This window comes from Streptomyces iranensis (assembly GCF_017874715.1).
Classification (GTDB): domain Bacteria; phylum Actinomycetota; class Actinomycetes; order Streptomycetales; family Streptomycetaceae; genus Streptomyces; species Streptomyces iranensis.
On the sequence record NZ_JAGGLR010000001.1, the window covers coordinates 734,425 to 758,798 of the forward strand.

21 protein-coding genes, 1 pseudogene and 1 riboswitch are annotated in these 24,374 nt (G+C 72.7%); of the genes and pseudogenes, 15 read left to right on the plus strand and 7 right to left on the minus strand.

From position 1 onward, the window contains the following. The first annotated feature begins 752 nt into the window (after positions 1–752). The 4 genes from J2Z30_RS03200 to J2Z30_RS03215 all read left to right on the plus strand — a co-directional run bounded on the left by J2Z30_RS03200 (position 753) and on the right by J2Z30_RS03215 (position 4,292). Positions 753–1,697, plus strand: a complete 945-nt coding sequence (locus tag J2Z30_RS03200; RefSeq protein ID WP_044576173.1) for an N-acetylmuramoyl-L-alanine amidase — start codon at positions 753–755, stop codon at positions 1,695–1,697. A 162-nt stretch (positions 1,698–1,859) separates the two neighbouring features. Beyond that, positions 1,860–2,699 carry a DUF5336 domain-containing protein gene (locus tag J2Z30_RS03205; RefSeq protein ID WP_078956919.1) on the plus strand — a complete coding sequence of 280 codons (840 nt, stop codon included), beginning with the start codon at positions 1,860–1,862 and terminating at the stop codon, positions 2,697–2,699. 187 nt (positions 2,700–2,886) lie between these two features. Further along, the gene (locus tag J2Z30_RS03210; protein ID WP_044576170.1) at positions 2,887–3,897 is read left to right on the plus strand and encodes an LLM class F420-dependent oxidoreductase; all 1,011 of its coding nucleotides are present in this window, start codon (positions 2,887–2,889) and stop codon (positions 3,895–3,897) included. 101 nt (positions 3,898–3,998) lie between these two features. Next, positions 3,999–4,292 carry a hypothetical protein gene (locus J2Z30_RS03215; RefSeq protein ID WP_043237004.1) on the plus strand — a complete coding sequence of 98 codons (294 nt, stop codon included), beginning with the start codon at positions 3,999–4,001 and terminating at the stop codon, positions 4,290–4,292. A gap of 292 nt (positions 4,293–4,584) precedes the next feature. Here the strand turns inward: J2Z30_RS03215 and J2Z30_RS03220 are convergent, their stop codons facing one another. From J2Z30_RS03220 to J2Z30_RS03230, 3 genes are all read right to left on the minus strand, one after another. Further along, the gene (locus J2Z30_RS03220) at positions 4,585–5,685 is read right to left on the minus strand and encodes a glycoside hydrolase family 15 protein (protein ID WP_044576164.1); all 1,101 of its coding nucleotides are present in this window, start codon (positions 5,683–5,685) and stop codon (positions 4,585–4,587) included. Continuing rightward, positions 5,682–6,416 (minus strand): class I SAM-dependent methyltransferase, encoded by a 735-nt coding sequence (locus J2Z30_RS03225; RefSeq protein ID WP_044576161.1) that lies wholly within the window; start codon positions 6,414–6,416, stop codon positions 5,682–5,684. The genes J2Z30_RS03220 and J2Z30_RS03225 overlap by 4 nt, the downstream gene beginning before the upstream one ends. A 99-nt stretch (positions 6,417–6,515) precedes the next feature. Continuing rightward, positions 6,516–7,856 carry a glycosyltransferase family 4 protein gene (locus J2Z30_RS03230; protein ID WP_044576159.1) on the minus strand — a complete coding sequence of 447 codons (1,341 nt, stop codon included), beginning with the start codon at positions 7,854–7,856 and terminating at the stop codon, positions 6,516–6,518. A gap of 393 nt (positions 7,857–8,249) precedes the next feature. On the opposite strand from J2Z30_RS03230, the gene J2Z30_RS03235 reads away from it, so the two are divergent. Beyond that, positions 8,250–8,864 carry a TetR family transcriptional regulator gene (locus tag J2Z30_RS03235; RefSeq protein WP_044576156.1) on the plus strand — a complete coding sequence of 205 codons (615 nt, stop codon included), beginning with the start codon at positions 8,250–8,252 and terminating at the stop codon, positions 8,862–8,864. Positions 8,865–9,067: 203 nt separating this feature from the next. Then, entirely contained in the window at positions 9,068–9,688 is a 621-nt protein-coding gene (locus J2Z30_RS03240; protein ID WP_209468531.1) for a response regulator transcription factor, read from the plus strand. A gap of 47 nt (positions 9,689–9,735) precedes the next feature. On the opposite strand, the gene J2Z30_RS03245 is transcribed toward J2Z30_RS03240, so the two are convergent. Further along, the gene (locus J2Z30_RS03245) at positions 9,736–9,969 is read right to left on the minus strand and encodes a ferredoxin (RefSeq protein ID WP_037947116.1); all 234 of its coding nucleotides are present in this window, start codon (positions 9,967–9,969) and stop codon (positions 9,736–9,738) included. After that, positions 9,969–11,435: an aldehyde dehydrogenase gene (locus J2Z30_RS03250; protein ID WP_044576149.1), complete on the minus strand. Its 1,467-nt coding sequence runs from the start codon at positions 11,433–11,435 to the stop codon at positions 9,969–9,971. The genes J2Z30_RS03245 and J2Z30_RS03250 overlap by 1 nt, the downstream gene beginning before the upstream one ends. A 163-nt stretch (positions 11,436–11,598) precedes the next feature. On the opposite strand from J2Z30_RS03250, the gene J2Z30_RS03255 reads away from it, so the two are divergent. The 8 genes and pseudogenes from J2Z30_RS03255 (at position 11,599) to J2Z30_RS03290 (ending at position 21,139) form a co-directional block, all read left to right on the plus strand. Next, on the plus strand, positions 11,599–12,651 hold the full coding sequence (locus tag J2Z30_RS03255) for a Strvi_7410 family MBL fold metallo-hydrolase (RefSeq protein ID WP_044576146.1): 1,053 nt from the start codon (positions 11,599–11,601) through the stop codon (positions 12,649–12,651). 103 nt (positions 12,652–12,754) lie between these two features. Beyond that, a complete protein-coding gene (locus J2Z30_RS03260) occupies positions 12,755–14,299 on the plus strand; it encodes a cytochrome P450 (protein ID WP_052701615.1) in 1,545 nt (514 codons plus the stop codon). A gap of 37 nt (positions 14,300–14,336) precedes the next feature. Further along, positions 14,337–14,753, plus strand: a pseudogene (locus tag J2Z30_RS03265) (GNAT family N-acetyltransferase); the annotation flags it as partial. 56 nt (positions 14,754–14,809) lie between these two features. Continuing rightward, positions 14,810–14,884, plus strand: a riboswitch (cobalamin riboswitch). A 175-nt stretch (positions 14,885–15,059) separates the two neighbouring features. Beyond that, positions 15,060–16,328, plus strand: a complete 1,269-nt coding sequence (locus J2Z30_RS03270) for an SCO2321 family membrane protein (protein WP_044576145.1) — start codon at positions 15,060–15,062, stop codon at positions 16,326–16,328. 332 nt (positions 16,329–16,660) lie between these two features. Then, a complete protein-coding gene (locus J2Z30_RS03275) occupies positions 16,661–17,272 on the plus strand; it encodes an SCO2322 family protein (RefSeq protein ID WP_107073565.1) in 612 nt (203 codons plus the stop codon). A gap of 17 nt (positions 17,273–17,289) precedes the next feature. Next, complete coding sequence (locus J2Z30_RS03280) at positions 17,290–18,645, plus strand: energy-coupling factor transporter transmembrane component T (RefSeq protein ID WP_245387444.1); 1,356 nt, start codon at positions 17,290–17,292, stop codon at positions 18,643–18,645. Then, complete coding sequence (locus J2Z30_RS03285; RefSeq protein ID WP_044576142.1) at positions 18,642–20,264, plus strand: ABC transporter ATP-binding protein; 1,623 nt, start codon at positions 18,642–18,644, stop codon at positions 20,262–20,264. Before J2Z30_RS03280 ends, J2Z30_RS03285 begins: the two co-directional genes overlap by 4 nt. Next, positions 20,261–21,139, plus strand: coding sequence for an ECF transporter S component (locus tag J2Z30_RS03290; protein ID WP_044576139.1), 879 nt, complete (start codon positions 20,261–20,263; stop codon positions 21,137–21,139). Before J2Z30_RS03285 ends, J2Z30_RS03290 begins: the two co-directional genes overlap by 4 nt. A gap of 111 nt (positions 21,140–21,250) precedes the next feature. Here the strand turns inward: J2Z30_RS03290 and J2Z30_RS03295 are convergent, their stop codons facing one another. Then, positions 21,251–21,685 carry a VOC family protein gene (locus tag J2Z30_RS03295; protein WP_044576137.1) on the minus strand — a complete coding sequence of 145 codons (435 nt, stop codon included), beginning with the start codon at positions 21,683–21,685 and terminating at the stop codon, positions 21,251–21,253. A 27-nt stretch (positions 21,686–21,712) separates the two neighbouring features. Next, positions 21,713–22,882 (minus strand): steroid 3-ketoacyl-CoA thiolase, encoded by a 1,170-nt coding sequence (locus J2Z30_RS03300; protein ID WP_044576134.1) that lies wholly within the window; start codon positions 22,880–22,882, stop codon positions 21,713–21,715. Between the two features lie 249 nt (positions 22,883–23,131). On the opposite strand from J2Z30_RS03300, the gene J2Z30_RS03305 reads away from it, so the two are divergent. Beyond that, positions 23,132–24,364 (plus strand): cytochrome P450, encoded by a 1,233-nt coding sequence (locus tag J2Z30_RS03305; protein ID WP_044576132.1) that lies wholly within the window; start codon positions 23,132–23,134, stop codon positions 24,362–24,364. Positions 24,365–24,374: the final 10 nt, after the last annotated feature.

Below are 24,374 nucleotides of genomic sequence, written 5' to 3' on the forward strand. Positions count from 1 at the left end.
GGCGGATGGCGGCCGACGCTCCCGCCTCCGGCGACAGACAGCGGCCACACCCAGCCCCGCGAGGGCGTCGGCCGGGTACGCGCTCGCCAACTCGGCCCCGCGGACGCTCGCCGAGGGGGCATACGCCGCTCCCGGCGACGGACAGCGGCCGACACGACACCCCCGACCCGGCGACAGACAGCCGCCCCCCGGCAGCAGACGGCGGCCGACGCCCCCGCCCCCGCCCCGCTGAGGCATCCGCGGCGAGCGCGCCCGCGCGGCCGGGCGGCCAGGCGGCCGGGCCCGCCGGAAGCCGCGGCGGCCGCCGCGGCCGGTGACGGCGTGCGGCGGCCGACCCGGCCGAGGAGACCCAGCCGAGGCGGGCCAAGGCGACCCGGCCGAGGCGACCCGGCCGAGGCGACCCGGCCGAGGCGGCGCGGCCAAGGCGACGCGGCCAAAGCGACCCGGCCAAAGCGGCACGGCCGAGGCGGCACGGCCAAAGCGGCACGGCCGAGGCGGCACGGCCAAAGCGGCACGGCCAAAGGGGCGCGGCCAAGGCGACGCGGCCAAAGCGGCACGACCAAAGCGGCACGACCAAAGCGGCACGACCAAAGCGACCCGGCCAAAGCGGCGCGGCCGAGGCGGCGCGGCCGAAGCGGCGCGGCCGTCCGGGGCCGGGCGGCCAGGTCCGCCGGGCGGGCGGGCCAGGTCCGCCGGGGCCGCCACCCGCCCGGCGCCCGAGGCGTATCGGCCGGGCCGCTACCATCGCCCGCGTGTCCAACGGCAGCTTTTTTCCAGAGCCCGGTCGTCGCGGCGGTACCCTCGCTATCGTCCTGGTGACGCTGATACCGGCATGCTTCGTCGGCTGGCTGCTGTGGAGTTCCCTGGGCGGTTCGAAGGACGACGGTGCGGACGGGGTGGGCGGGGCGAGCGGCGCGAGCGGGCCCACGACCTCCTCGACGTCCTCCCCACCGCCCCCGTCGTCCGGCGCGTCCGCACCACCCGCCCCATCCGGGAAGTCCGGAAAGCCCGGGACACCCGGAAAGCCCCTCAAGGGCAAGGTCGTGGTGATCGACCCCGGCCACAATTCGCACAACCGCGAACATCCCTCACAGATCGCCCGGCTCGTGGACATCGGCACCGAGAAGAAGGAGTGCGACACCACGGGCACGGCCACCAACTCCGGCTACCCCGAGGCCTCCTTCACCCTCGATGTGGCGCGCCGCGCCCGCATCCTGCTCGAAGCGCGCGGCGCCACCGTGCGGTTCACCCACGACGGCGACCGGCCGTACGGGCCGTGCGTCGACGAGCGCGCGGAGATCGGCAACAAGGCCCACGCCGACGCCGCGGTCTCCGTGCACGCGGACGGCGCGGCCGCCGGGGAGCGCGGCTTCCATGTGATCCTGCCCAAGTCCGTACGGGGCGGCGGCGCGGACACCTCCGCCATCACCGCGCCCTCCCGCCGACTCGGCGAGCGGCTGCGCGCCGAGTTCGCCGAGGCCACCGGCAGCGCGCCCGCGCGGTACATCGGCGACGGCAGCGGGTTGGACGTCCGGGGCGACCTGGGCGGGCTCAACCTCTCCACCGTCCCCAAGGTGTTCATCGAGTGCGGCAATATGCGCGACTCCCAGGACGCCGCCGAATTGACCGATACGGCGTGGCGCGAGCGCGCGGCGCATGGTATCGCACAGGGCATTACGGACTTCTTGAACGAGTAGCGCGCCCACAACCGAACGGGAGGTCACGACCGGGATACCGATGGGACACCCCCGGTCTCCGCAGGCGGATTCACCCGTACGATGGGGCCCACCCCCGACGCCTTCGCGCTATCGCGCCTGGCGGCAGCGCTCGTACAGACGAAACCGACAAAGGACCTCACGTTGAACATCCGCTCGCTCACTCGAGGCGACGGCGTGGTGATCGGAGCAGCGGTGTTGCTGTTCATCGCCTCCTTCCTCGACTTCTACACCAACGACTGCGGCGGCAGCAGCTTCTGCCAGGACGCCGGTGTGAACGGATGGAAGTCCACCTTCTTCCCCGTACTGCCGTCGATCTTCCTTGCCGGCCTGATCGCCGCGGCGCTCATCGTCTCCGCGCGTTTCCAGCCCGCGGGCCGCAACCTCTTCGGTCTCTCACTCGAGCAGTGGGGCTCGGCGCTCGCGGTCTTCGCGGCCTGGAGCTCGCTGTGGACGATCATCGGTGGCCCGGACGGAGTCGACAAGGGCGTCGGGCAGATCCTCGGCCTGATCGCCACCCTGGCGATGGCGGCCGTCGCGCTGCTCACCCAGCGCGTCCCGGCTCTCAAGGCCCCGCTGATGAACGCCTCCGGCCCGGCCCCGTCCCCGTACGGCGCCCAGGGCCCGCAGCCGGGGTACGGCTACCCGGGTCCGGGCGGTGCCCAGCCCGGCGCCCCCGCGCCGTACGGCGCCCCCCAGCCCGGCCAGCCCGGCCAGCCGCAGCCCGGCCAGCCCTTCGGCGGTCAGCAGGCTCCGGCCCCCACCCCGCCGGCCGCGGGTGGCGGGGACTTCGCCCCGTTCTGGTTCGCGGTGCCGGTGGCCCGCCCGCTGTACGCGGAGGACGGTTCGTCGAGCACCATCGCCGAACTGGCGCCCGGCACCTGGTACCTCGCGGTGGAGCAGCGCGGTCAGGCGCTGGTCGCCCAGACGCAGGACGGCCGCCGCGGTGTGCTGCAGGACACCACGGGGATCCAGCGCGGCTGACACACCCGCGCGCATCGCATGACACGCATGGGTGCGTCGCATGACGCACCCACGGCCCCTCGCCCGAAACGCTCGGGCGAGGGGCCGTTGCCATGTGCGGCCCCGGCCCGTACAGTCCGGCCGGTGTACGGCTGACGTGCCGTCAGCCGCCATTCTCCACCCTGTCCGGCGGAACGAGGGGGCTTCCATGCGGCTCGGTCTGGCGCTCGGCTACTGGGGCCGCGGCCCCGACCCCCGCCATCTGGAGCTCGCCCAGGAGGCGGAGCGGCTGGGCTACCACTCGGTGTGGACCGCCGAGTCCTGGGGCTCGGACGCCTTCACCCCGCTCACCTGGCTCGCCGCCCACACCACCCGGATCGCGCTCGGCACGGCGGTCGCGCAGATGGCCGCCCGCACCCCCACCGCCACCGCGATGCAGGCGCTCACCCTGGACCATCTCTCCGGCGGCCGGATGATGCTGGGGCTGGGGCTGTCCGGACCGCAGGTGGTCGAGGGCTGGTACGGACGCCCGTTCCCCAAGAGCCCGCTGACGGCGACCCGGGAGTATGTCGAGGTCATCCGGCAGGTGCTGGACCGCGAGGCACCGGTGCGGCTCGACGGGCGCTACCACCCGCACCCCTACGCCGGTCCGGACGCCACCGGTCTCGGCAAACCCCTCAAGCCCATCGTCCATCCGCTGCGCGCCGACCTCCCGGTGCTGCTCGGGGCGGAAGGGCCCAAGAACATCGCACAGACCGTGCGCATCGCCGACGGCTGGCTGCCGCTGTACTGGTCGCCGTCGCGGACTGAGCTCTACCAGGCGGCGCTGGCCGACGCCCGGGACGGCTTCATGGTGGCGCCGATGACACAGGTGCGGGTGTGTACCGATGTGGCGGAGGGGCTGAAGCCGGTCAAGGCGATGCTCGGCTTCTACATCGGCGGAATGGGCCACTCGGCCCGGAACTTCCACGCCGATCTGATGGCCCGCTTCGGCTACGAGGCCGAGGCGCGCCGGGTGCAGGAGCTGTTCCTGGCGGGGCGGCGCGGAGAGGCGATCGAGGCCGTGCCGGACGCCTTCGCCGATGAGATCTCGCTGGTCGGGCCGCGTGAGCGGATCGCGGAGCGGCTGGAGCTGTGGCGCAAGGGCCCGATCACGGATCTGCTGGCGCTGGCGCCGGACCTCCGGACGCTGCGGGTGCTTGCGGAGTTGGCGGGCTGAAACGCGGTCTGAAACGCGGTCTGAAGCGCAGTCTGAAGGGCGTCGTACGGGTGCGCGGCCGCGCTGGGTTTGGCTTCGCTTCGCGGGGCAACACGTGAGGCATGTCACGAAGTTATCGCCACGGAAGCAACCAGGCGGCGACCGTCGTGGCGGTCGTCGCGGACGTCATGGCCGTCATCCTCGGCCTCTGGATCCTGTTCGCCCTGCTCGACGCCAACCGGGCCAATGACCTCGTCACGGTGGTCCATGATGCGGCGAGCTGGCTCGCGAGCTGGTCCCATGACCTCTTCACGATGGACACGGACTGGCTCCGGACCGTCCTCAACTACGGCCTCCCGGCCGTGGTGTACCTCTTCATCGGCCACGCCATCGCCGGCCGGCTCCGCCGCGGCTAGGGGATATCCGGCGGTTCATGGCGCCTGCGGCGAGCTATTCCCCTACCCGCCCCTTCCCGAAACTGGGGCTCCGCCCCAGACCCCAGGGGTCCTGGTGGCGCCCCGAAGGGGCGCGGGGAACTGCGCGACCAGCCACGACGGCGCCGCGGATGATCGACGGCTTGGCGAGGCACTTCCAGCGGGGTCTGGGGCGAAGCCCCCCACGCGGCGGAGCCGCATATCGGCAGGTGTCGGGAAGGGGCGGGGAGGGGAACAACTCGCCGCAGGCGTCACCCCACCCGGACAGCACAACCTAGGCGCAGCAGTCCGAGTCCAAGCCTCGCGGCAGGCGCTCGCCGCCGAAGACGGCCGTGGTCGCCTCGTCGCCGCCCAGCGCCGCCACGGCGAGCAGCAGCGACCCGGCCGTCCAGGTGGTGCGCTCCTCCGGCCAGACCGCGTCGTCCTCGAAGACGTAGCCGGTCCAGTACATGCCGTCCTCGGCGCGCAGCGTCGGCTGGATCCACCGCAGGATGTCCACGGCGCGGTCGGACTCCCCCATCGCCCAGAGCGCGAGCGCCAGTTCGCAGCTCTCGCCGCCGGTGACCCAGGGGTTGGGCGAGACACAGCGCACCCCGAGCCCAGGGACCACGAAGCGGTCCCAGCCCTCCTCGATGCGCTCCTTGGCGGCGGCGCCGGTGACCGCGCCGCCGAGGACCGGGTAGTACCAGTCCATCGAGTAGCGGTGCTTGTCCAGGAACCGCTCGGGGTGGTGGCGTATGGCATGGCCGAGCAGCCCGGCCGACAGCTCCCAGTCGGGCTGGGGCTCCTCGCGGTGCTCCGCGATGGCCAGGGCGCAGCGCAGCGCCTGGTAGACGGAGGAGGAGCCGGTCAGCAGGGCGTCGGGGTCCACGGTGCCGTCGGCGCGGTGCCGCCAGCCGATCTGGCCGCCGCTCTGCTGCAGCCCGAGCACGAACTCGATGGCGGCGAAGACGGTGGGCCAGATCTGGTCGAGGAAGGTGTCGTCGCCCGTGGAGAGGTAGTGGTGCCAGGCGCCGACCGCCACGTAGGCGCAGAAGTTGGACTCCCGGCCGCGGTCGGTGGGGTCGGCGGCGGCCACGCCGTCCGGGGTGTCGGGGTAGGCCGCGTACCAGGAGCCGTCGGGGTTCTGGTGCCGGGCCAGCCAGCGGTAGGCGGCCGTGGCGCGCTCGTGCTCGCCCGCCGCGTCCAGCGCCATCGCGGACTCGATGTGGTCCCAGGGGTCGAGGTGGTGGCCGCGGAACCACGGTATGGCGCCGTCCGCGCGCTGGACGGCGGCGATGCCCTCCACCGTGCGCAGCACCTGCTCGGGGCTGAGCACCCCGGGCAGCGCGAGCCGTTCGGTGCGGGGGCCGGGGCGCGGTCCGAGCGCGGTCACGCCCGGTCCTCACGCGGTGTGTGGGGCTTGGTCGCGTACGCCACGAAGCTCTTGCCGATGACAGGGTTCAGGGCGCGCTCGGCGAGCCGCGTGGCCAGCGGCTTCTTCATGATGTCCCACACCAGCAGCTGGTGGTACGCGCGCACCGGGAGCGCCTTGTCGTTGTCCACCCCGAAGGCGCACTTGAGCCACCAGTAGGGGCTGTGCAGCGCGTGGGCGTGGTGGGTGCCGTACGGCCGCAGCCCGGCCTCGCGCATCTTCTCCAGCAGCTCGTCGGCGCGGTAGATGCGGATGTGGCCGCCCTCGACCTCGTGGTAGGCGTCCGACAGCGCCCAGCAGACCTTCTCCGGGCCGTAGCGGGGCACGGTGACGGCGATCCGGCCACCGGGCCTGAGCACCCGCACCATCTCGGCGAGCACGCCCTTGTCGTCGGGTATGTGCTCCATCACCTCGGAGATGACGACCACGTCGAAGCTGTCGTCGGGGAAGGGCAGGGCGAGGGCGTCGCCCTCCATGGCGGTGGCCGTGGCGCCCGCCGGGGCCTCACCGGCCTCCTTCATGGCGGCGAACCACTTGGCCACCTCGCGTATCTCCTCGCCGTTGCGGTCGAGCGCCACGACCTGGGCGCCGCGCCGGTAGCACTCGAAGGCGTGCCGTCCGGCGCCACAGCCGAGGTCGAGGACGCGATCGCCGGGGGCGAGGGGGAAGCGGGAGAAATCGACGGTCAGCACGGGGGTCTGCTTTCGTCCGGCGGATTCGTGAGGCGGGAGAGGTCGGGGGCGGGAGGCGTCGGGCGGTCGGGAGGCGTCGGAACTGGGAAGGACAGGGGCTCAGCGGCGGGCGGCGGTCCGCGCGGCGGCGCCGATGGCCTGGCGGTACTGCTCGACGGTGCCGCGGGCGGCCTGTTCCCAGGTGAAGCGCCGCAGTACCCGTTCCCGGCCGGCCGCGCCCAGCCGCCGTCTGAGGTCGGCGTCGCCCAGCAGCCGGGTCAGGGCCGCGGCGAGCGCGTCGGCGTCGCCGGGCGGTACGGCCAGACAGGTCTCGCCGTCGGCCCCGGCGACCTCGGGTATCGCGCCGCCGGTGGTGGCGACCAGCGGGGTGCCGGTGGCCATGGCCTCGGCGGCGGGCAGCGAGAACCCCTCGTACAGCGATGGAACGCAGGCGATCTGGGCGCCGCGCACCAGGTCCACCAGTTCGGCGTCGCTGATGCCCTTGACGAACTCGACGGCGTCCTCGAGCCCGTGGCGCGCCATGGTGGTGGCCACCGGCCCCTCCTCCGGCCGCTTGCCGACGACGACCAGATGCGCCTCGGGGTTCTCGGTGCGGACCTTGGCGAGCGCCTCGATCAGATACACCAGGCCCTTGAGCGGTACGTCCGCGCTGGAGGTGGTGACGATGCGGCCGGGGGTCTCCGGGACGGCGGGGTCGGGCGAGAACAGGCCGGTGTCCGCGCCGATGTGCACCACATGGATCCGGTCCGGCCGCACCCCGAGGTCCTCCGCGATCTCCCGGCGGGAGGAGCCGGAGACGGTGAGCACCGAGGGCAGCCGCCGGGCCACCCGCTTCTGCATCCGGGTGAAGCCGTACCAGCGGCGCACGGAGAACCGGCGCTTCCAGCCGTCGGCGGCGTCCAGCTCCAGCCGGCGGTCGACGGTGATCGGGTGGTGGATGGTGGTCACCAGCGGGAAGCCGAGCTTCTCCAGGCCCAGCAGCCCGTAGCCCAGGGTCTGGTTGTCGTGGACGACGTCGAACCGGCCGGGGCGCGCGGCGAGATGACGGCGGGCGCGCAGGCTGAAGGTGAGCGGCTCGGGAAAGCCGCCGGTCCACATGGTGGAGACCTCCAGGGCGTCGATCCAGTCCCGGTACTCATCCCGCCGGGGGGTGCGGAACGGGTCGGGCTGGCGGTAGAGGTCCAGGCTGGGGAGTTCGGTGAGGGTGACGCCCTCGTCGGTGTCGAGCACCGGGTACGGCTGGGCGCCGATGACCTCGACGGTGTGGCCGAGCCGGGCGAGTTCGCGGGAGAGATGGCGCACATAGACGCCCTGGCCCCCGCAGAACGGATTCCCCTTGTAGCTGAGCAGCGCGATGCGCAGTGGCCGTTCATCGGTGGCGGTGGGGGGTGCTGCTCGAAGCGGGTCGGCCCCGGTCTCCTGCGCGGCCTCTGCGGTCACTCGCGCCCCCTCCTTGGTGCAGTTCAGCGGGAGCGTATCCGCTTCCGTTTATCTAGAACAAGTTTCACTAACGCATCCCCTGAGGAGTCACGAAGATACCTGCCCCGGGTGACCTCTCCAGGGCCGGGGCAGGTGATCCCTACCACTCGGTAGCCGGGACGTTCGGGAGAAGTTGGCGACGGGGGTGTGCGCCGGGTGCGGCCCCCGCCGACGCGACCGCGAGCGCCGCTCAACAGCAACCTGCCTCAACTGCGCGGACCCGGGCGCTTCGGGGAGGACCCGCGCTAGCCTAGAACGAGTTCCAGTGACTCGCAGGCCCAGGACGGTCCTGTCATCATGCACGATGTCCGCTTGTCGCCGACCCGCAGACGCAACACATTCGAAGTGGGACAAATGACCGCAGAAGTCAAGCCGGCCGCCCTGCAGCTGACCGAGCGGCAGGAGGCGCGCCGCCGGCGCATCCTGCACGCCAGCGCCCGGCTGGCCAGCCGAGGCGGCTTCGACGCGGTCCAGATGCGCGAGGTCGCGGAGAACTCCGGAGTGGCGCTCGGCACCCTCTACCGCTACTTCCCCTCCAAGGTCCATCTACTGGTCGCCACGATGCAGGATCAGCTGCAGCACATGCACGAGACGCTGCGCAAGCGGCCGCCGACCGAGGAGGAACCGGCCGCCCGGGTCGCCCAGACGCTGATGCGCGCCTTCCGCGCGCTGCAGCGCGAACCCCATCTGGCCGACGCGATGGTGCGCGCGCTCACCTTCGCCGACCGGTCGGTCAGCCCGGAGGTGGACACGGTCTCCCGGCTCACCACCGCGATCATCCTCGACGCGATGGGCCTGGACGAGGCCCCGACGGCCGAGCAGCTGTCGGCGGTCCGCGTCATCGAGCACACCTGGCATTCGGCGCTGATCACCTGGCTCTCGGGGCGTGCCTCGATCGCCCAGGTGAAGATCGACATCGAGACCGTCTGCCGTCTGATCGACCTCACCGCCCCCACCCCGGCCCGATAGCCGGACGGACGGTACATCAGGGGCGCGCACGCCAATTCCTGCGCCCCTTCGAGCTTCTGGAAAGAGTTTGTGCGCCCTCGCGCCCCCCATTGGCTCAAATTCCGCGTTCACGCCCTGCCCAATCCCGGTATTCATGAACGGCGCGCGACAGAGCGACAACGGCGCGCAACGAGAGAACGGCATCGTGGGGGGTGGAGAAGTTCGTGATCCGGTTACTTCTGGTACACGAGTCAGGATTGCTGCGATCGGCCCTGGCATCCGTGATAGGGGCCGAACCAGACATCGAAGCGGCCGCGTGCTCCTGGCGCGACGCGCGTAGCAGAGCCCGTTCCTTACAGCCGCAGGTGTGCGTGGTGGACACGGACAGCCCGGCGGCCGACAAGGCGGCGCGGAAGGGCGAGTGGGGGAAGTTCGTGGCATCCGCCTCTGGGGAGGGCGGGGACTGCGGACTGCTGGTGCTGGTCAACTCGGAGCGGCCGGGCCCGTTGCGCCGCGCGCATGAAGCGCGGGCGCTCGGCTACGTCGACAAGGACGCCCCGCCGCAACGGCTGATCGAGGCCATACGGCAGGTGGCGAAGAAGGAGCGGTACGTGGACGACGCGCTCGGCTACGGCTTCCTCCAGGCGGCCAAGATCCCGCTGACCGAGCGGGAGTTGGGCGTGCTGTCACTGGCCGCCGACGGCGCCTCCATACCGGAGATCGCCCGTACGCTGCATCTGTCCACCGGGACGATCCGCAACTACCTGGCCGCGATCACCCGGAAGACCGGGGCGCGCAACCGGGTGGACGCCATACGGATATCGCAGTGCGAGGGCTGGGTCTGATATCGCGGTACGAGGGCTGCTGAACCGGCGGGCGGCGGCCAGGAGAGCTACTCGTCGGGGGGAAAGACCTGTTCACCGGTTTCCGACAGCCGGATGGCGATCGCCTCGACCGGGCAGCCCTCGGCCGCCGCGAGCACCGCCTCGGAGGCGTCGGCCTCCGTCTCGACCGGATGCGACTGCCGCGCCCCGTCGAGCCGGAAGCCGCCGGGGGCGGTGCTCACGCACATCCCCGAGCCGATGCACACGCCGCGGTCCACCTCGATCCGCCAGCGGTCCCCCATCAGCTCGGCTCCCCGTCCCACCCCTGGGGCAGGTGGATCATCTTGTGCTCCAGGTACGCGGAGAACCCCTCCGGGCCGAACTCCCGGCCCAGACCGGAGTTCTTGTAGCCACCGAACGGCCCGAGCATGTCGAGGCTGAAGGTGTTGACCGAGTAGGTGCCGGTGCGGACGCGCCGTGCGAAGTCGATGCCGTGCCCGACGTCCGCCGTCCAGACGGAGCCGGACAGCCCGTAGTCGGAGTCATTGGCGATCCGGGCCGCCTCCTCCTCGTCCCCGTACGGCAGCAGACAGATCACCGGGCCAAAGATCTCCTCACGGGCGATCCGCATGTCGTTGCCGACGTCGCCGAAGAGCGTGGGCTCCACGTACCAGCCGGTCTGCTGGGCCGCCGGACGGCCGCCGCCGGTCAGCACCTTGGCGCCCTCCCGCTGACCCAGCGCGATGTAGTCCAGCGACCGCTTCTGCTGCCGCCGCGCCACCAGCGGCCCGACCTGAGTGGCCGGATCCAGCGGGTCGCCGACGACCAGGGCGGAGGCGGCGGCCGCGAACCGCTCGGCGAGCTCGTCGTAGCGGGCGCGCGGCGCGAGGATCCGGGTCTGGGCCACACACGCCTGTCCGTTGTTCATCCAGGCGTTGGGCACGATCCCGGCGACGGCCGCCTCCAGGTCCGCGTCCGGCAGGATCACCGCCGCCGACTTGCCGCCCAGCTCCAGCGTGACCCGGGTCAGATGGCGCGAGGCCACCTCCATCACCCGCTTGCCGGCCGCGACCGAACCGGTGAACGACACCTTGTCCACGCCCGGGTGGCCGACCAGGTACTCGCTGACCTCGCGGTCGGCCGGAAGGATCGACAGCACCCCCTCGGGCAGCCCCGCCCCGGCCGCGATCTCCGCCAGGATGTAGGAGTCCAGCGGTGTCTCGGGCGACGGTTTGAGGATCACCGAGCACCCCGCGAGCAGCGCGGGCGCCAGCTTCGCGGCCGCCACGAACTGCGGTACGTTCCACGGCACCACGGCCGCGACCACCCCGACCGGCTCCCGCCGCACCAGCAGCGGGCCGAGCACCCCGGCCCGCCGCTCCTCGTAGACGAAGTCGCGGGCCACGGTGATGGCCGCGTCCCACACCATCATCGCGCCGAGCGCCTGGGCGAGGACGCTCCAGGAGTACGGGGAGCCGTTCTGCGCGCTGATGACCCGGGCGATCTCCTCATGGCGTACGGCGATGGCGTCCTTGATCCGGGTGACCACCGCGATCCGCTCGTCCAGGCTGGTCCGGGCCCAGGGGCCCTCGTCGAACGCCGTCCGCGCCGCCGCGACGGCCCGGTCCACATCGGCGCGGGAGGCGTGCGGCACCCGGCCGATGATCTGCTCGGTGTGCGGCGAGACGACCTCGATGGTGTCCTCGCCCGCCGGATCGGCCAGCGCGCCGCCGATGAAGAGCTGCCCGTGCTCGATGAGGTCGTCCATCGCTGATGCCTTCCGGCCGATGACTGAGGGGTACGGGTGGGTACGGTCGGCCCGCCCGGGGTCGGGCCCGCCAACAGAGGCAGCCAATATCTGACGCTGCATCAGAACTGATACCAGTTCTAGCTATAGTGGGCAATGCTTGTGTCGAGGAGAGGGGGAGCCGATGGCGCAGGTGACGCGGGTGACCGACCATGGCGGCGGGGTGTGGAGCATCCCGGTCCCGATCCCCGACAACCCGCTCGGGCACACCCTGGTCCACCTCCTCGACACCGACCGCGGCCCCGTCCTGATCGACACCGGCTGGGACGACCCCACGGCCTGGGACACCCTCACCGCCGGGCTCGCCGCGTGCGGCGCCTCCGTCGCCGATGTCCACGGCGTCCTCGTCACCCATCACCACCCCGACCACCACGGGCTGTCCGGCCAGGTGCGGGAGGCGTCCGGGGCGTGGATCGCCATGCACACCGCCGACGCCCAGGTGGTCCGGCGCACCCGGGAGGCCGAGCCCTCCCGCTGGCTGGACTATCTGGAGGAGAAGCTCGCCGCGGCCGGGGCACCCGAGGAGCATCTGGCCCCACTGCGCGCCACCCGCGCGGCCGGCCGTACGAGCCTCCCGGGGCAGCGGGCCGCGCTCCCCGACCGCGAGATCGTCCCCGGTGAACTCCTCGATCTGGCGGGCCGGCGGCTGCGCGCCATCTGGACCCCCGGCCACACCCCCGGCCATGTCTGCCTCCACCTCGAAGAGGCCCATCCGGCGGCCGGTGAGGCCCCGCCCGGCCATGGCCGCCTGTTCTCCGGGGACCATCTGCTGCCCGGGATCACCCCCCATATCGGGCTCTACGAGGACCCCGACGACATGACCGTCACCGACCCCCTCGGCGACTACCTCGACTCCCTCGAACGCATCGCCGCCCTCGCCCCCGCCGAGGTGCTCCCCGCCCATCAGTACGCGTTCACCGACGCCCCGGCGCGGGTGCGGGCGCTGCTGGACCACCACGAGGAGCGGCTGGCCGGGCTGCTGGCGCTGCTCACCACCCCGCTCACCCCGTGGCGGCTGGCCGAGGCCATGGAGTGGAACCGCCCGTGGGAGCAGATCCCCTTCGGCTCCCGCAATATCGCGGTCTCGGAGGCGGAGGCCCATCTGCGCCGGCTGGTGAAGCTGGGCAGGGCGGAAGCGGTACCGGGCAGCGATCCTGTGATGTACCAAGCGATTTGAGTGACGTATGGGGTGCCGGTGCGACGGACCGGAAGCTAGCCTTACCCGGCCTGGCGCACACAGCCGCACACCCCCCGTAACAGCCGTATCAGCAGGAGCATGCGTGACGAGCCCCACCCGAGATTCCGACCCGACTCCGACGGCCGATCCGGCAGCAGGCCCGGCAGATCCGGCCGCCGATCCGACACCGCCCCCGGGCTGCCCCGCCCACTCCGGCCAGGCCCCGGCCGGATACGGGCTCGAGTCGCTGCACGGCCCCGAGTTCGCCGCCGACCCGTCCGCCACCTACGCCCGCCTGCGGGAACACGGACGCATCGCGCCCGTGGAGCTGGCGCCCGGCGTCCCCGTCTCGCTCGTGACCAGCTATCAGACCGCGCTGGACATCCTGCGCGGCCCCGAGACGTTCTCCAAGGACGCGCGCCACTGGCAGGCGCTCACCGACGGCACCATCCCCATGGACAACCCCGTGGTGCCGATGATGATGTACCGGCCGAACGCGCTGTGCAGCGACGGCGAGCAGCATCACCGGCTGCGCGCGGCGATCTCCGACACCCTCGACCGCCTGGACATCCACGCGCTGCGCCGCTACGTGGAACGGAGCGCCGACTTCCTTATCGACCTCTTCGGCCCCAAGGGCGAGGCCGATCTGCTCAAGGAGTACTCCGCCCGGCTCCCCCTGCTCGTCTTCAACCAGCTCTTCGGCTGCCCGCCCGAGCTGAGCGACAAGCTGGTGCGGGCGCTCTCGGCGCTCTTCGACGTCACCGAGGACTCCGAGCAGGCCAACGCGCTCCTCGCGGAGACCCTCTTCCAGCTCATCGCCCTCAAGCGGGAGAATCCGGGCCCGGACATGACGTCCTGGCTGATCGCCCACCCCGCCGAGCTCACCGACGAGGAGCTGATCCACCAGATCGTCGTCCTGGTCGGCGCGGGCACCCAGCCCCAGCAGAACCTGATCTGCAACGGGCTGCTGCTCCTGCTGTCGGACGAACGGTTCCGGGGCGATCTCGCGGGCGGCACCATGCTGATCGAGGACGCGCTCAACGAGGTCCTGTGGAAGGACCCGCCGCTGGCCAACTTCTGCGTCCACTACCCGCGCCATGACGTCACTGTCGACGGACACCGGCTGTCCAAGGGCGACCCCGTCGTCATCAGCCTGGCGGCCGCCAACAACGACCCGTATCTGCTGTCGAACCGGCGCGGCAACCGGGCGCATCTGGCGTGGAGCGCCGGCCCGCACACCTGCCCCGCGAAGGACCCGGCCCAGCTGATCGCCTCCGTCGCCATCGAGAAGCTGCTCGATCGGCTGCCCGATCTCGAACTCGCCGTCCCCGCCGACCGGTTGGAGTGGCGGCCCGGCCCCTTCCACCGGGCCCTGGCCGCGCTGCCGGTGCGCTTCCCGCGGACGGCCGCGAAGACCGATGAGGCGCTGGCCGAGATGGCGGCGGCGGCGACCGCGGTTATCTCGGGGGCCGTGGGCAAGACGCCCGCGGTCGCCCGGACGGACGCCCCGGACGACGGTCCCGGCGGGACCGCGCCCTCGCCGGACACCGCGTCCGCCACCACGGAACCGGAGCCCGAGTCCGGCGCCGAGCACGAGGCCCGGCGCCGCTGGTGGAAGTCCCTGGCCCAGTGGTGGCGCCGCGGGTAGCGGACGGCGGCCGGGAGCGGGGGCTGTCAGGAGGCTCGCCCCGGAGGCCGAGGACCGGGCGCTGTTCGGGCGGATCTTCACCGAGGTCTACGCCCGGCGGCTGTTCGACGTATGGGCCGTCCGCGCGGACGGCCGGTACGTCGGCCACGCCGAGATCAAGCCGACCGAGGCCGTCGGCGGCCACGAGATCGTCTACGCGCTGGCGCCGGAGGCGTGGGGGCGCGGTCTGGGGACCGAGCTGACCGAGGCGGTCGTCGGTCACGGCTTCGGCACGCTCGGGCTGAGCGAGGTGCACGCCACGGTCATGGCGGCCAACGAGGCGTCGTTGGCCCTGCTCACCCGGCTCGGCTTCGCGCACCGCCGTGATATCGAGGAGGGGGACGGCACGACGACGCGCTGTCTCGCGGTCGTCCGAGGCGAAGGCCGTCGATCGGCCCCGTCCATGGGCGGCTGAAGGCGCCCGACAAGTCGGCGGATAAGCTGTCCGTAAACTTCATACGCGTCCGATCGGGGGAAGCCGGTGCGATTCCGGCGCTGACCCGCAACCGTGAGCGCGCCCCGCGGGGCGTACGAGCCGGAACACCCGGGCGGGCGCGACGACGCAGGCTCCCGCCGCCGGACGACCGGTGGCGGCACCGTCGAGGTATGCGGAGCTGAGCCGGGTGCCAGGCGTGCCGCGGAGTGTGTTCCGCGTGCGGCGCGGCTGGACGGCCGTGCGCGGCTGCGTGCGCCCGTCCACCGACCGAGAGGCACCACAGCCATGAACATTCGCCGCAGCGTGGCGGCTCTTTCCCTCTGCGCACTGGGCGCGGCCGCCGCGCCCGCCGCCGTGGCCGACGGCGGCCCGGCCGGGCGTGCCGAGGGGCTCTACGGCGCCAAGGACCCGAAGTTCGACGGGGTGTGGCGACAGTCGCTGGCGCTGCTCGCCCAGGACGCGGTGGGCGTCACCCCGGCGAAGTCGGCCATCGACTGGCTGGCCGGGCAGAGTTGCGAGGACGGCGGCTTCGCGGCGTACCGCGCGGACACGTCCAAGCGTTGCGACCCGGAGAAGGGCGAGTTCACGGACGCGACGGCGGCGGCGGTCCAGGCGCTGGCCGCGGTGGGCGGGCGCTCCGGCACCGTGGAGAAGGGCATCGGCTGGCTGAAGCGCCACCAGAACGAGGACGGCGGCTGGGGCATGAACCCGGGCGGCCCGAGCGACGCCAACTCCACCGCCGCGGCGGTCGGCGCCTTCGCCGCCACCGGCCAGGACCCGGCGAAGGTGACGTCGGCCCCGGGCAAGGGCGGCAAGACCCCGTACGACGCACTGCTCGGCCTGCAACTGGACTGCTCGGCGAAGGCGGCGGAGCGCGGGGCGTTCGCGTACACGGCCGCCAAGGGCAAGCCCGTCGCCAACGAGCTGGCCACCGCGAGCGCCGCGCTGGCCGCGCGGGGCAAGGGCTTCGTCTTCGAGACCGTCGGCAAGGACGGCGGCGCCGAGCCGAAGCCGCTGCGCTGCGAAAAGGGGAAGGACGGGGCCGACACCCCGAAGGACGCCGCCGAGGCCGCGCTGGCCCACCTCTCCCGCGTCATGTCCGACACCGATGCGCACCTGAAGTCCGCGATGCCCGGCGCCAAGGACCAGCCCGACTTCGGCGGCACGGCCGACGCGGTGGTCGCGCTCGCCGCCGGGGAACACAGCGCGGCCGCGGGCAAGCCCCTGCAGTGGCTCCAGAGCAAGGACAGCGGCGCGGCGGCCTGGGCCAAGGGCGACCCCGGCGCCCTCGCCAAACTGATCCTCGCGGCCCACGCGGCCGGCGCCGACCCCCGCGACTTCGGCGGCGCCGACCTCGTACGGCAGTTGACCGCCACCGGCCCGAAGCCCGAGGCGGCGGCCCCGGGCGCGGAGTCGGACGGGAACGGCAAGGGTGAGGAGAAGAAGGACGACGACGACGGAGTCGGCGGCGTCTGGTGGACGGTCGGCGTCTGCACGGTCGCCGGTATGGGCATCGGCTTCCTCCTGAGCGGCCGGAAGAGGCGACAGCTTTGAGCCCACGCACAGATGTGGCACCGGTCCGCACCGGGGCGGCTCGGGTCCCGCGCACCCGCGCGGCACGGGTCCGGTACGCCTCCTCGGCACCGGTACCGCGCGCCCGCGCGGCCCAGGCCCGGCGCGCGGACGCGGCACCCCCCACGCACGCCCAGGCGGCGTCGCCCCCGCACGCGCCGGCGGCCACGGCCCCACGCGCGGACGCGGCTTCCGTCCCACACATCCGCGCGCGTTTCGCCTGGTGCGGCCGTGCGGCCCGGCTGTTGCTGTCCGCCGCCGCCTTGGCACTGCCCGTCGTCGCCCTGGCACTGCCCGTCGTCGCCCTGTTCCCGATGCTCGGCGCGGCGCCCGCGCAGGCCGCCGACGGGTATCGCTACTGGTCGTTCTGGCAGCGGGGCGGGGACGGCGGCAGTTGGAGCTATGCCACGCAGGGGCCCTCCTCCGCGCGGCCCGGTGATGGTGACATGATCGGTTTCCGCTTCGCGGTCAGCGAGGACTCCGACGACGCCACCCGGCCGCGCGGCATGGCCGATTTCGCCGCCGCCTGTGCCGACACCCCCGCCACGGACGGCACCAAACGGGTCGCGGTGGTCATCGACTTCGGTACGGCCACCGACGCACCCGACCGCCGGACGCCGCCCGCGCCCCGCACCGAGTGCGCACGGGTCGGCGAGGACGCGTCCGCCGGGGAGGCACTCGCCGCCGTCGCGAAGCCGCTGCGCTACAACTCCGCGGCGCTGCTGTGCGCCGTCTCCGGCTATCCGGAGACGGGCTGCGGGGACAAGGTGAGCACCTCCGTGGACGCCCACGCCGCCCCGAAGGGCGACGGCGGCAAGGCGGACGACGGCGGCTCGGGCCCCTCGGCCGGGCTGATCGGCGGGCTCGCCGCCGTCGTGCTGCTCGGCGCCGCGGCGGTCTGGCAGGCGCGCCGCCGTCGCGGATGAGTACACGGAAGACCGCCATGCCACCGCGCAGCACCGCCCCGGCCACGGCCCCGCGCCGCCCCGGCCTCCGCTTCCGCACCAGGTCCCGCACCCGGCCGCGAGCCGGTACCCCGCGCGGCGGAAGCGCCCTGCACGCCGGGGCCTGGTGGCTGTGGGCGCTCGGGCTGGCCACGGCCGCGTCCCGGACCACCAACCCGCTGCTGCTCGGGCTGCTCATCGCGGTCGCGGGCTATGTGGTGGCCGTGCGCCGCACGGACGCGCCATGGGCCCGCTCGTACACCGCGTTCCTCAAGCTGGGTCTCGTGGTGCTGGCCATCCGGCTGTTCTTCGCGGTCTTCCTCGGCTCGCCGATCCCCGGGACGCGGGTGCTCTTCACGCTCCCCGAAGTCCCGCTGCCCCACTGGGCGCAGGGGGTGCGCATCGGCGGCCGGGTATCGGCCGAGGGATTGGTGTTCGCGCTGTACGACGGGCTGCGGCTGGCCACCCTGCTGATCTGCGTCGGCGCCGCGAACGCCCTCGCCAGCCCGGCGCGGCTGCTCAAGTCGCTGCCCGGCGCGCTCTACGAGGCCGGGGTCGCGGTCGTGGTGGCGATGACCTTCGCACCCCATCTGGTGGCGGACGTGACTCGGCTGCGCTCCGCCCGTAGGCTGCGCGGCCGCCCCGACCGCGGGGTGAAGGCGCTGCTGCAGGTCGGACTTCCGGTGCTGGAGGGCGCGTTGGAACGCTCGGTGGCCCTGGCGGCGGCGATGGACGCGCGCGGCTACGGCCGCACCGCCCAGGTTCCGCCCGCCGTCGCCCGTACCACCACCGCGCTGACGCTGGGCGGGCTGCTCGGCGTCTGCTGCGGTACGTACGGCCTGCTCGCGGCCGAGGGCGCGGGCTACGGACTGCCGCTGCTGCTCGCCGGACTCGCCGCCGCGCTCGGCGGTCTGTGGCTGGGCGGCCGCCGCTCGGTGCGCAGCCGCTACCGCCCGGACCGCTGGGGCGTACGGGCGTGGCTGGTGGCGGGGTCGGGAGCGGCGGTCGCGGCACTGATGATCGCTGCCGCCTCGTACGCCCCACAGGCCCTCCAGCCGTCCGTCGTCCCGCTCACCGCACCGACGCTGCCGCTGTGGCCGGCGGCGGGGGTGCTGCTGGGTCTGCTCCCGGCGTTCGCGGCGCCGGCGCCGGGCCGCGAGCCGGCTCCGGCGAACGAGGCCCCCGCCGCACCGGCCCGAGAGCGGATCCGGCGACGCGACCCGCGCCCCGACACGCCGCCCGGCTCGCACCCGGCAGACGCCCCCGACCACCACCCCACCGCACAAACCCCGCCCGCTGGCAAGCGCGCTGACGCGCGAGCCGAGGCGGGGCCCGAGGAGGGCAGCACGCAGTGATCCGCTTTGAGCAGGTGTCGGTCCACTACGACGGTGCGGCGCGGCCCGCCCTCGCGGCGGTGGATCTGACCGTCCCCGAGGGGGAGCTGTGTCTGCTCGTGGGCCCGTCCGGGGTCGGTAAGTCGACACTCCTCGGGGCCGTCTCCGGTCTCGTACCGCATTTCACCGGTGGCATCCTGCGCGGCCGCGTCACCGTGGCGGGCCGGGACACCCGTACCCACAAGCCGCGCGAACTCGCCGACGTCGTCGGCACCGTGGGCCAGGACCCGCTCGCGCACTTCGTCACCGACACCGTCGAGGACGAGTTGGCGTACGGCATGGAGTCGCTCGGCATCGCCCCGGACACCATGCGCCGCCGGGTCGAGGAGACGCTGGACCTGCTGGGCCTCGCCGAGTTGCGGGACCGTCCCATCGCCACGCTCTCCGGCGGGCAGCGGCAGCGTGTGGCGATCGGCTCGGTGCTCACCACCCACCCCCGTGTCCTGGTCCTGGACGAGCCGACCTCAGCGCTGGACCCGGCCGCGGCCGAGGAGGTGCTGGCCGTGCTGCAGCGGCTGGTGCACGATCTGGGCACCACGGTCCTGATGGCCGAACACCGCCTCGAACGCGTGGTGCAGTACGCGGACCAGATGATCCTGCTCCCCTCCCCCGGCGCCGCCCCGCTGACCGGCACCCCGGCCGAGCTGCTGCCGGTGTCGCCCGTCCAGCCGCCCGTGGTGGCGCTGGGCGGCCTGGCCGGGTGGCCGCCGCCGGTGCCGCTGTCCGTACGGGACGCGCGCCGCAAGGCGGGGCCGCTGCGGGAACGGCTCGCGCCGCTCGCCCCCCGGCCGGTGGCCGATCCGCCGCCCGGCGGGCCGGTGGGCGAGGTGGCGAGGCTGTCCGTACGCCACGGCCGGGTGGAGGCGCTGCGCGGGGTGGACCTGACGGTGCGGCCGGGCGAGACGGTGGCACTGATGGGACGCAACGGGGCGGGCAAGTCCACGCTTCTGGCCTGCCTGGTCGGGCTGTACGAACCCGCCTCGGGCTCGGTGCGGGTCGGCCCGGACCGGGTCGTACCGCACCGCACCCGCCCCGCCCAGCTCCTGCGCCAGGTCGGCCTCGTACCGCAGGAGCCGCGCGATCTGCTCTACGCGGACACGGTCGCCGCCGAGTGCGCGGCGGCCGACCAGGACGCGGGCGCCGCGCCCGGGACCTGCCGGGAGCTGGTCGGCCGGCTGCTGCCGGAGGTGGCGGACACCGCCCATCCGCGCGATCTGTCGGAGGGACAGCGGCTGGCGCTGGCCCTGTCCGTCATCCTCACCGCCCGTCCGCCCCTGCTGCTGCTCGACGAGCCCACGCGCGGGCTCGACTACGCGGCGAAGGCGCGCCTGGTGGAGGTGGTACGCGGACTGGCCGCGGACGGCCACGCGACCGTACTGGCCACCCACGATGTGGAGCTCGCGGCCGAACTCGCCCACCGCGTCGTCATCCTGGCCGAGGGCGAGGTGGTCGCGGACGGCCCCACGGCCGAGGTGGTGGTCTCCTCCCCCGCCTTCGCGCCACAGGTGGCCAAGGTGCTGGCCCCACTGCCGTGGCTGACGGTGCCGCAGATACGCGAGGCACTGGAGGGAGCGCCATGAGCGGGACAGCACTGAGCGGGCCGCACCGGGCGGAGCGGGGACGCGGCGGCAGGACGAAGGCCATACGCCTCGGCCCGCGATCGGTGGCGGCGCTCGCGCTCGTCTCCGCGATCGGTGTCGTCGCCTTCGGCTGGCCGCTGTTCGCTCCGGGCGACTCGGGGATCACCACCCACGCGGCCGACGCGCCCTGGCTGTTCGCCGCACTGCTCCCGCTCCTGCTTGCCGTGGTCGTGGCGACCATCGCGGACACCGGTCTGGACGCCAAGGCCGTCGCGATGCTCGGTGTGCTGGCGGCGGCGGGGGCGGCCCTGCGGCCGCTGGGCGCGGGAACGGCCGGGATCGAGCCGATGTTCTTCCTGATGGTGCTGTCCGGGCGGGTGCTGGGCCCCGGTTTCGGCTTTGTCCTCGGCGCCGTGTCGATGTTCGCGTCCGCGCTGCTCACGGGCGGGGTGGGCCCGTGGATGCCGTTCCAGATGCTGGCGATGGGCTGGGTGGCGATGGGCGCGGGGCTGCTCCCCGGCGCCGCCCGGCCGCCCGGCCGGGCGGAGTCGCTGCTGCTCGCGGGGTACGGGGCGGTGGCGTCCGTGGCCTACGGAACGGTCATGAACCTCCAGGGCTGGACCCTGATGCAGGGCATGGCCTCGGGGATCTCCTACGTCCCCGGCGACCCACTCGGCGAGAACCTCACCCGCTTCGCGGCGTACTGCCTGGCCACCTCGCTGGGCTGGGACCTGCCGCGCGCCGTGGTCACGATGGTGCTCACCCTCACCCTCGGCGGACCGGTGCTGCGAGCGCTCCGCCGCGCCACCCGCCGCGCGGCCTTCGAGGCGCCGGCCACGTTCGAGGACCGGCCCACCCCCGACACCTCCTCTTAGCCACAGTCCCGCCGACGGGCAATCACCGCATGGAGGCGGTTGATCTGGCGGTGCGAGGTGTGAGGGCTCCGTCCACCCTCGCCGGTGCCGACTCGCCCTCGCGGAGGACGCTCAGTCGAGACAGAACTCGTTGCCCTCGATGTCCTGCATCAGGATGCAGGACTCGTCGTCATCATCGGCAAGCAGCGTTCGCAGGTGTACCGCACCGAGCGCGATCAGCCGTGCGCATTCGGCCTCCAGCGTGGCGAGGCGCTCTTCACCCACGAGTCCGACGCCGACCCGCACGTCGAGGTGCACCCGATTCTTGACGACCTTCCCTTCGGGAACGCGCTGGAAGAGCAGGCGCGGGCCCTCACCCGAGGGATCACTGCACGCGAAGTAGATGACCTGGCCTTCGGGCGGCAGCGAGCGGTGGTAGTCCTGCCATGTGGCAAATCCCTCCGGGACCGGCGGTACGACGTACCCCAACACCTCGCACCAAAAACCGGCGAGGCGCGCGGGCTCCGCGCAGTCGAAGGTGACTTGGAACTGCTTGACCGATGGCATCGGCGCACCATAGCAGGGGGACTCCGCCTACAGCCGCTGGATAATCGTGCCCGTGGCCAGCGCCCCGCCCGCGCACATCGTGATGAGCGCGAACTCCTTGTCCGCGCGCTCCAGTTCATGCAGCGCCGTCGTGATCAGGCGCGCCCCCGTGGCCCCCACCGGGTGCCCCAGGGCGATCGCGCCGCCGTTCACGTTCACCTTCTCCAGGTTCTGCTCGAAGACCTGCGCCCAGGACAGCACCACCGAGGCGAACGCCTCGTTGATCTCGATCAGGTCGATGTCCTTCAGGGTCATCCCGGCCTTGCCCAGGACCGCCTTCGTGGCGTCGATCGGCCCGTCCAGGTGGAAGTGCGGATCGGTGCCGACCAGGGCCTGGGCCACGATACGGGCGCGGGGGCGGAGTTTGAGGGCGCGGGCCATGCGCTTGGAGGCCCACAGGACCGCGCAGGCGCCGTCGGAGATCTGGGAGGAGTTGCCCGCGGTGTGCACGGCGGTGGGCATGATGGGCTTGAGTCCGGCCAGCGCCTCCATACTGGTGTCGCGCAGGCCCTCGTCCCGGTCGACGGCGCGCCACATGCCCTCGCCGGCCGTCTGCTCCTCGTCGGTCGTGGGCACCTGCACCGCGAAGGTCTCGCGCTTGAACCGTTCCTCGGCCCAGGCCCGCGCCGCCCGCTCCTGGGAGAGCAGCCCGAGGGAGTCGACGTGTTCGCGGGTCAGGCCGCGGTTGCGGGCGATGCGTTCGGCGGCCTGGAACTGATTGGGCAGGTCCACGTTCCACTCCTCGGGGAACGGTTTGCCCGGCCCGTGTTTGGAGCCGCTGCCCAGCGGCACCCGCGACATGGCCTCGACGCCGCAGCCGATGCCGATGTCGATGACACCGGTGGCGACCATGTTGGCCACCATATGATTGGCTTGCTGCGAAGAGCCGCACTGACAGTCCACGGTGGTCGCCGCGGTCTCGTACGGCAGCCCCATCGTCAGCCAGGCGGTGCGCGCGGGGTTCATCGACTGCTCCCCGGCGTGGGTGACGGTGCCGCCGACGATCTGCTCGATGCAGTCGGGCTGAATGCCGGTGCGGGCGAGGAGTTCGCGGTAGGTCTCGCCGAGCAGATAGGCGGGGTGGAGGTTGGCGAGCGCGCCTCCGCGCTTGCCGATGGGCGTGCGGACGGCTTCGACGATGACGGGTTCGGCGGCCATGGCTGTCTCGTCCTCTCATCGCATCCGCGGGGCTCCCGGCAGCGCCCGCGTCAGAACTAGTACGCGTTCTAGTTCTTCAGCTCAGTCTGCTGAGACCCGGCCCGGCGGCGCAAGGGTTGTGCAGGGGTTGAGCGGATCTCAAGGGCATCAATCCGCCGAAACAATGGCCGCGACTTCTCTTGCTACTTGTAGAACCCGTTACTACCTTGCGGACACTTCTGATAGGCCGTCAGATCCCTGGAGTGGCCGATGTCCTGCCCAGCGCTCCCCGAAGGCTTTGACCTCACCGACCCCGACCTCCATCAGCATCGGGTGCCACTCCCGGAGCTCGCCCGGCTGCGGCAGACGGCGCCCGTGTGCTGGATCCCCCAGCCACATGGCGTGGCCGGCTTCGACGACGACGGCTACTGGGCCGTCACCCGCCATGCCGATGTCAAGGAGGTCTCCACCCGGCCGGAGATCTTCTCCTCCCACGCCAACACCGCGATCATCCGCTTCAACGAGCACATCCAGCGGGATCAGATCGACGTCCAGAAGCTGATCATGCTGAACATGGACCCGCCCGAGCACACCCGGGTCCGCCAGATCGTCCAGCGCGGCTTCACCCCGCGCGCCATCCGCGCCCTGGAGGACGCCCTGCGCGACCGCGCCACCCGCATCGTGGCCGGGGCCAGGGAGAGCGGCAGCGGGGACTTCGTCACCGATGTGGCCTGCGAACTGCCACTGCAGGCGATCGCCGAGCTCATCGGCATCCCCCAGCAGGACCGGTCCAAGATCTTCGACTGGTCCAACAAGATGGTCGCGTACGACGACCCCGAACTGGCCATCACCGAGGAGATCGGCGCCGAGTCGGCCATGGAGCTGATCTCGTACTCCATGAACCTCGCCGCCGACCGCAAGGCCTGCCCGGCCAAGGACATCGTCAGCCGGCTGGTGGCCGCCGAGGACGAGGGCAATCTGGGCTCGGACGAGTTCGGCTTCTTCGTACTGCTGCTCGCCGTCGCCGGGAACGAGACCACGCGCAACGCCATCAGCCACGGGATGCACGCCTTCCTCACCCACCCCGACCAGTGGGAGCTGTTCAAGGCCGAGCGCCCCGCCACCGCCGCCGACGAGATCGTGCGCTGGGCCACCCCCGTGATGTCCTTCCAGCGCACCGCCACCCAGGACACCGAGCTCGGCGGACAGCGCATCGAGGCGGGTCAGCGGGTCGGCGTGTTCTACTCCTCCGCCAACAACGACCCCGAGGTCTTCGACCGCCCCGAGACCTTCGACATCACCCGTGACCCCAACCCCCACCTCGGCTTCGGCGGCGGCGGACCGCACTTCTGCCTCGGCAAGAGCCTGGCGGAGCTGGAGATCCGGCTGATTTTCAACGCCATCGCGGACACCCTTCCGGACATCCGGCTCACGGGTGAGCCCCGGCGGCTGCGCTCGGCCTGGCTGAACGGGATCAAGGAGCTCAGGGTGACCTACACGTAAGCTGTTCGTG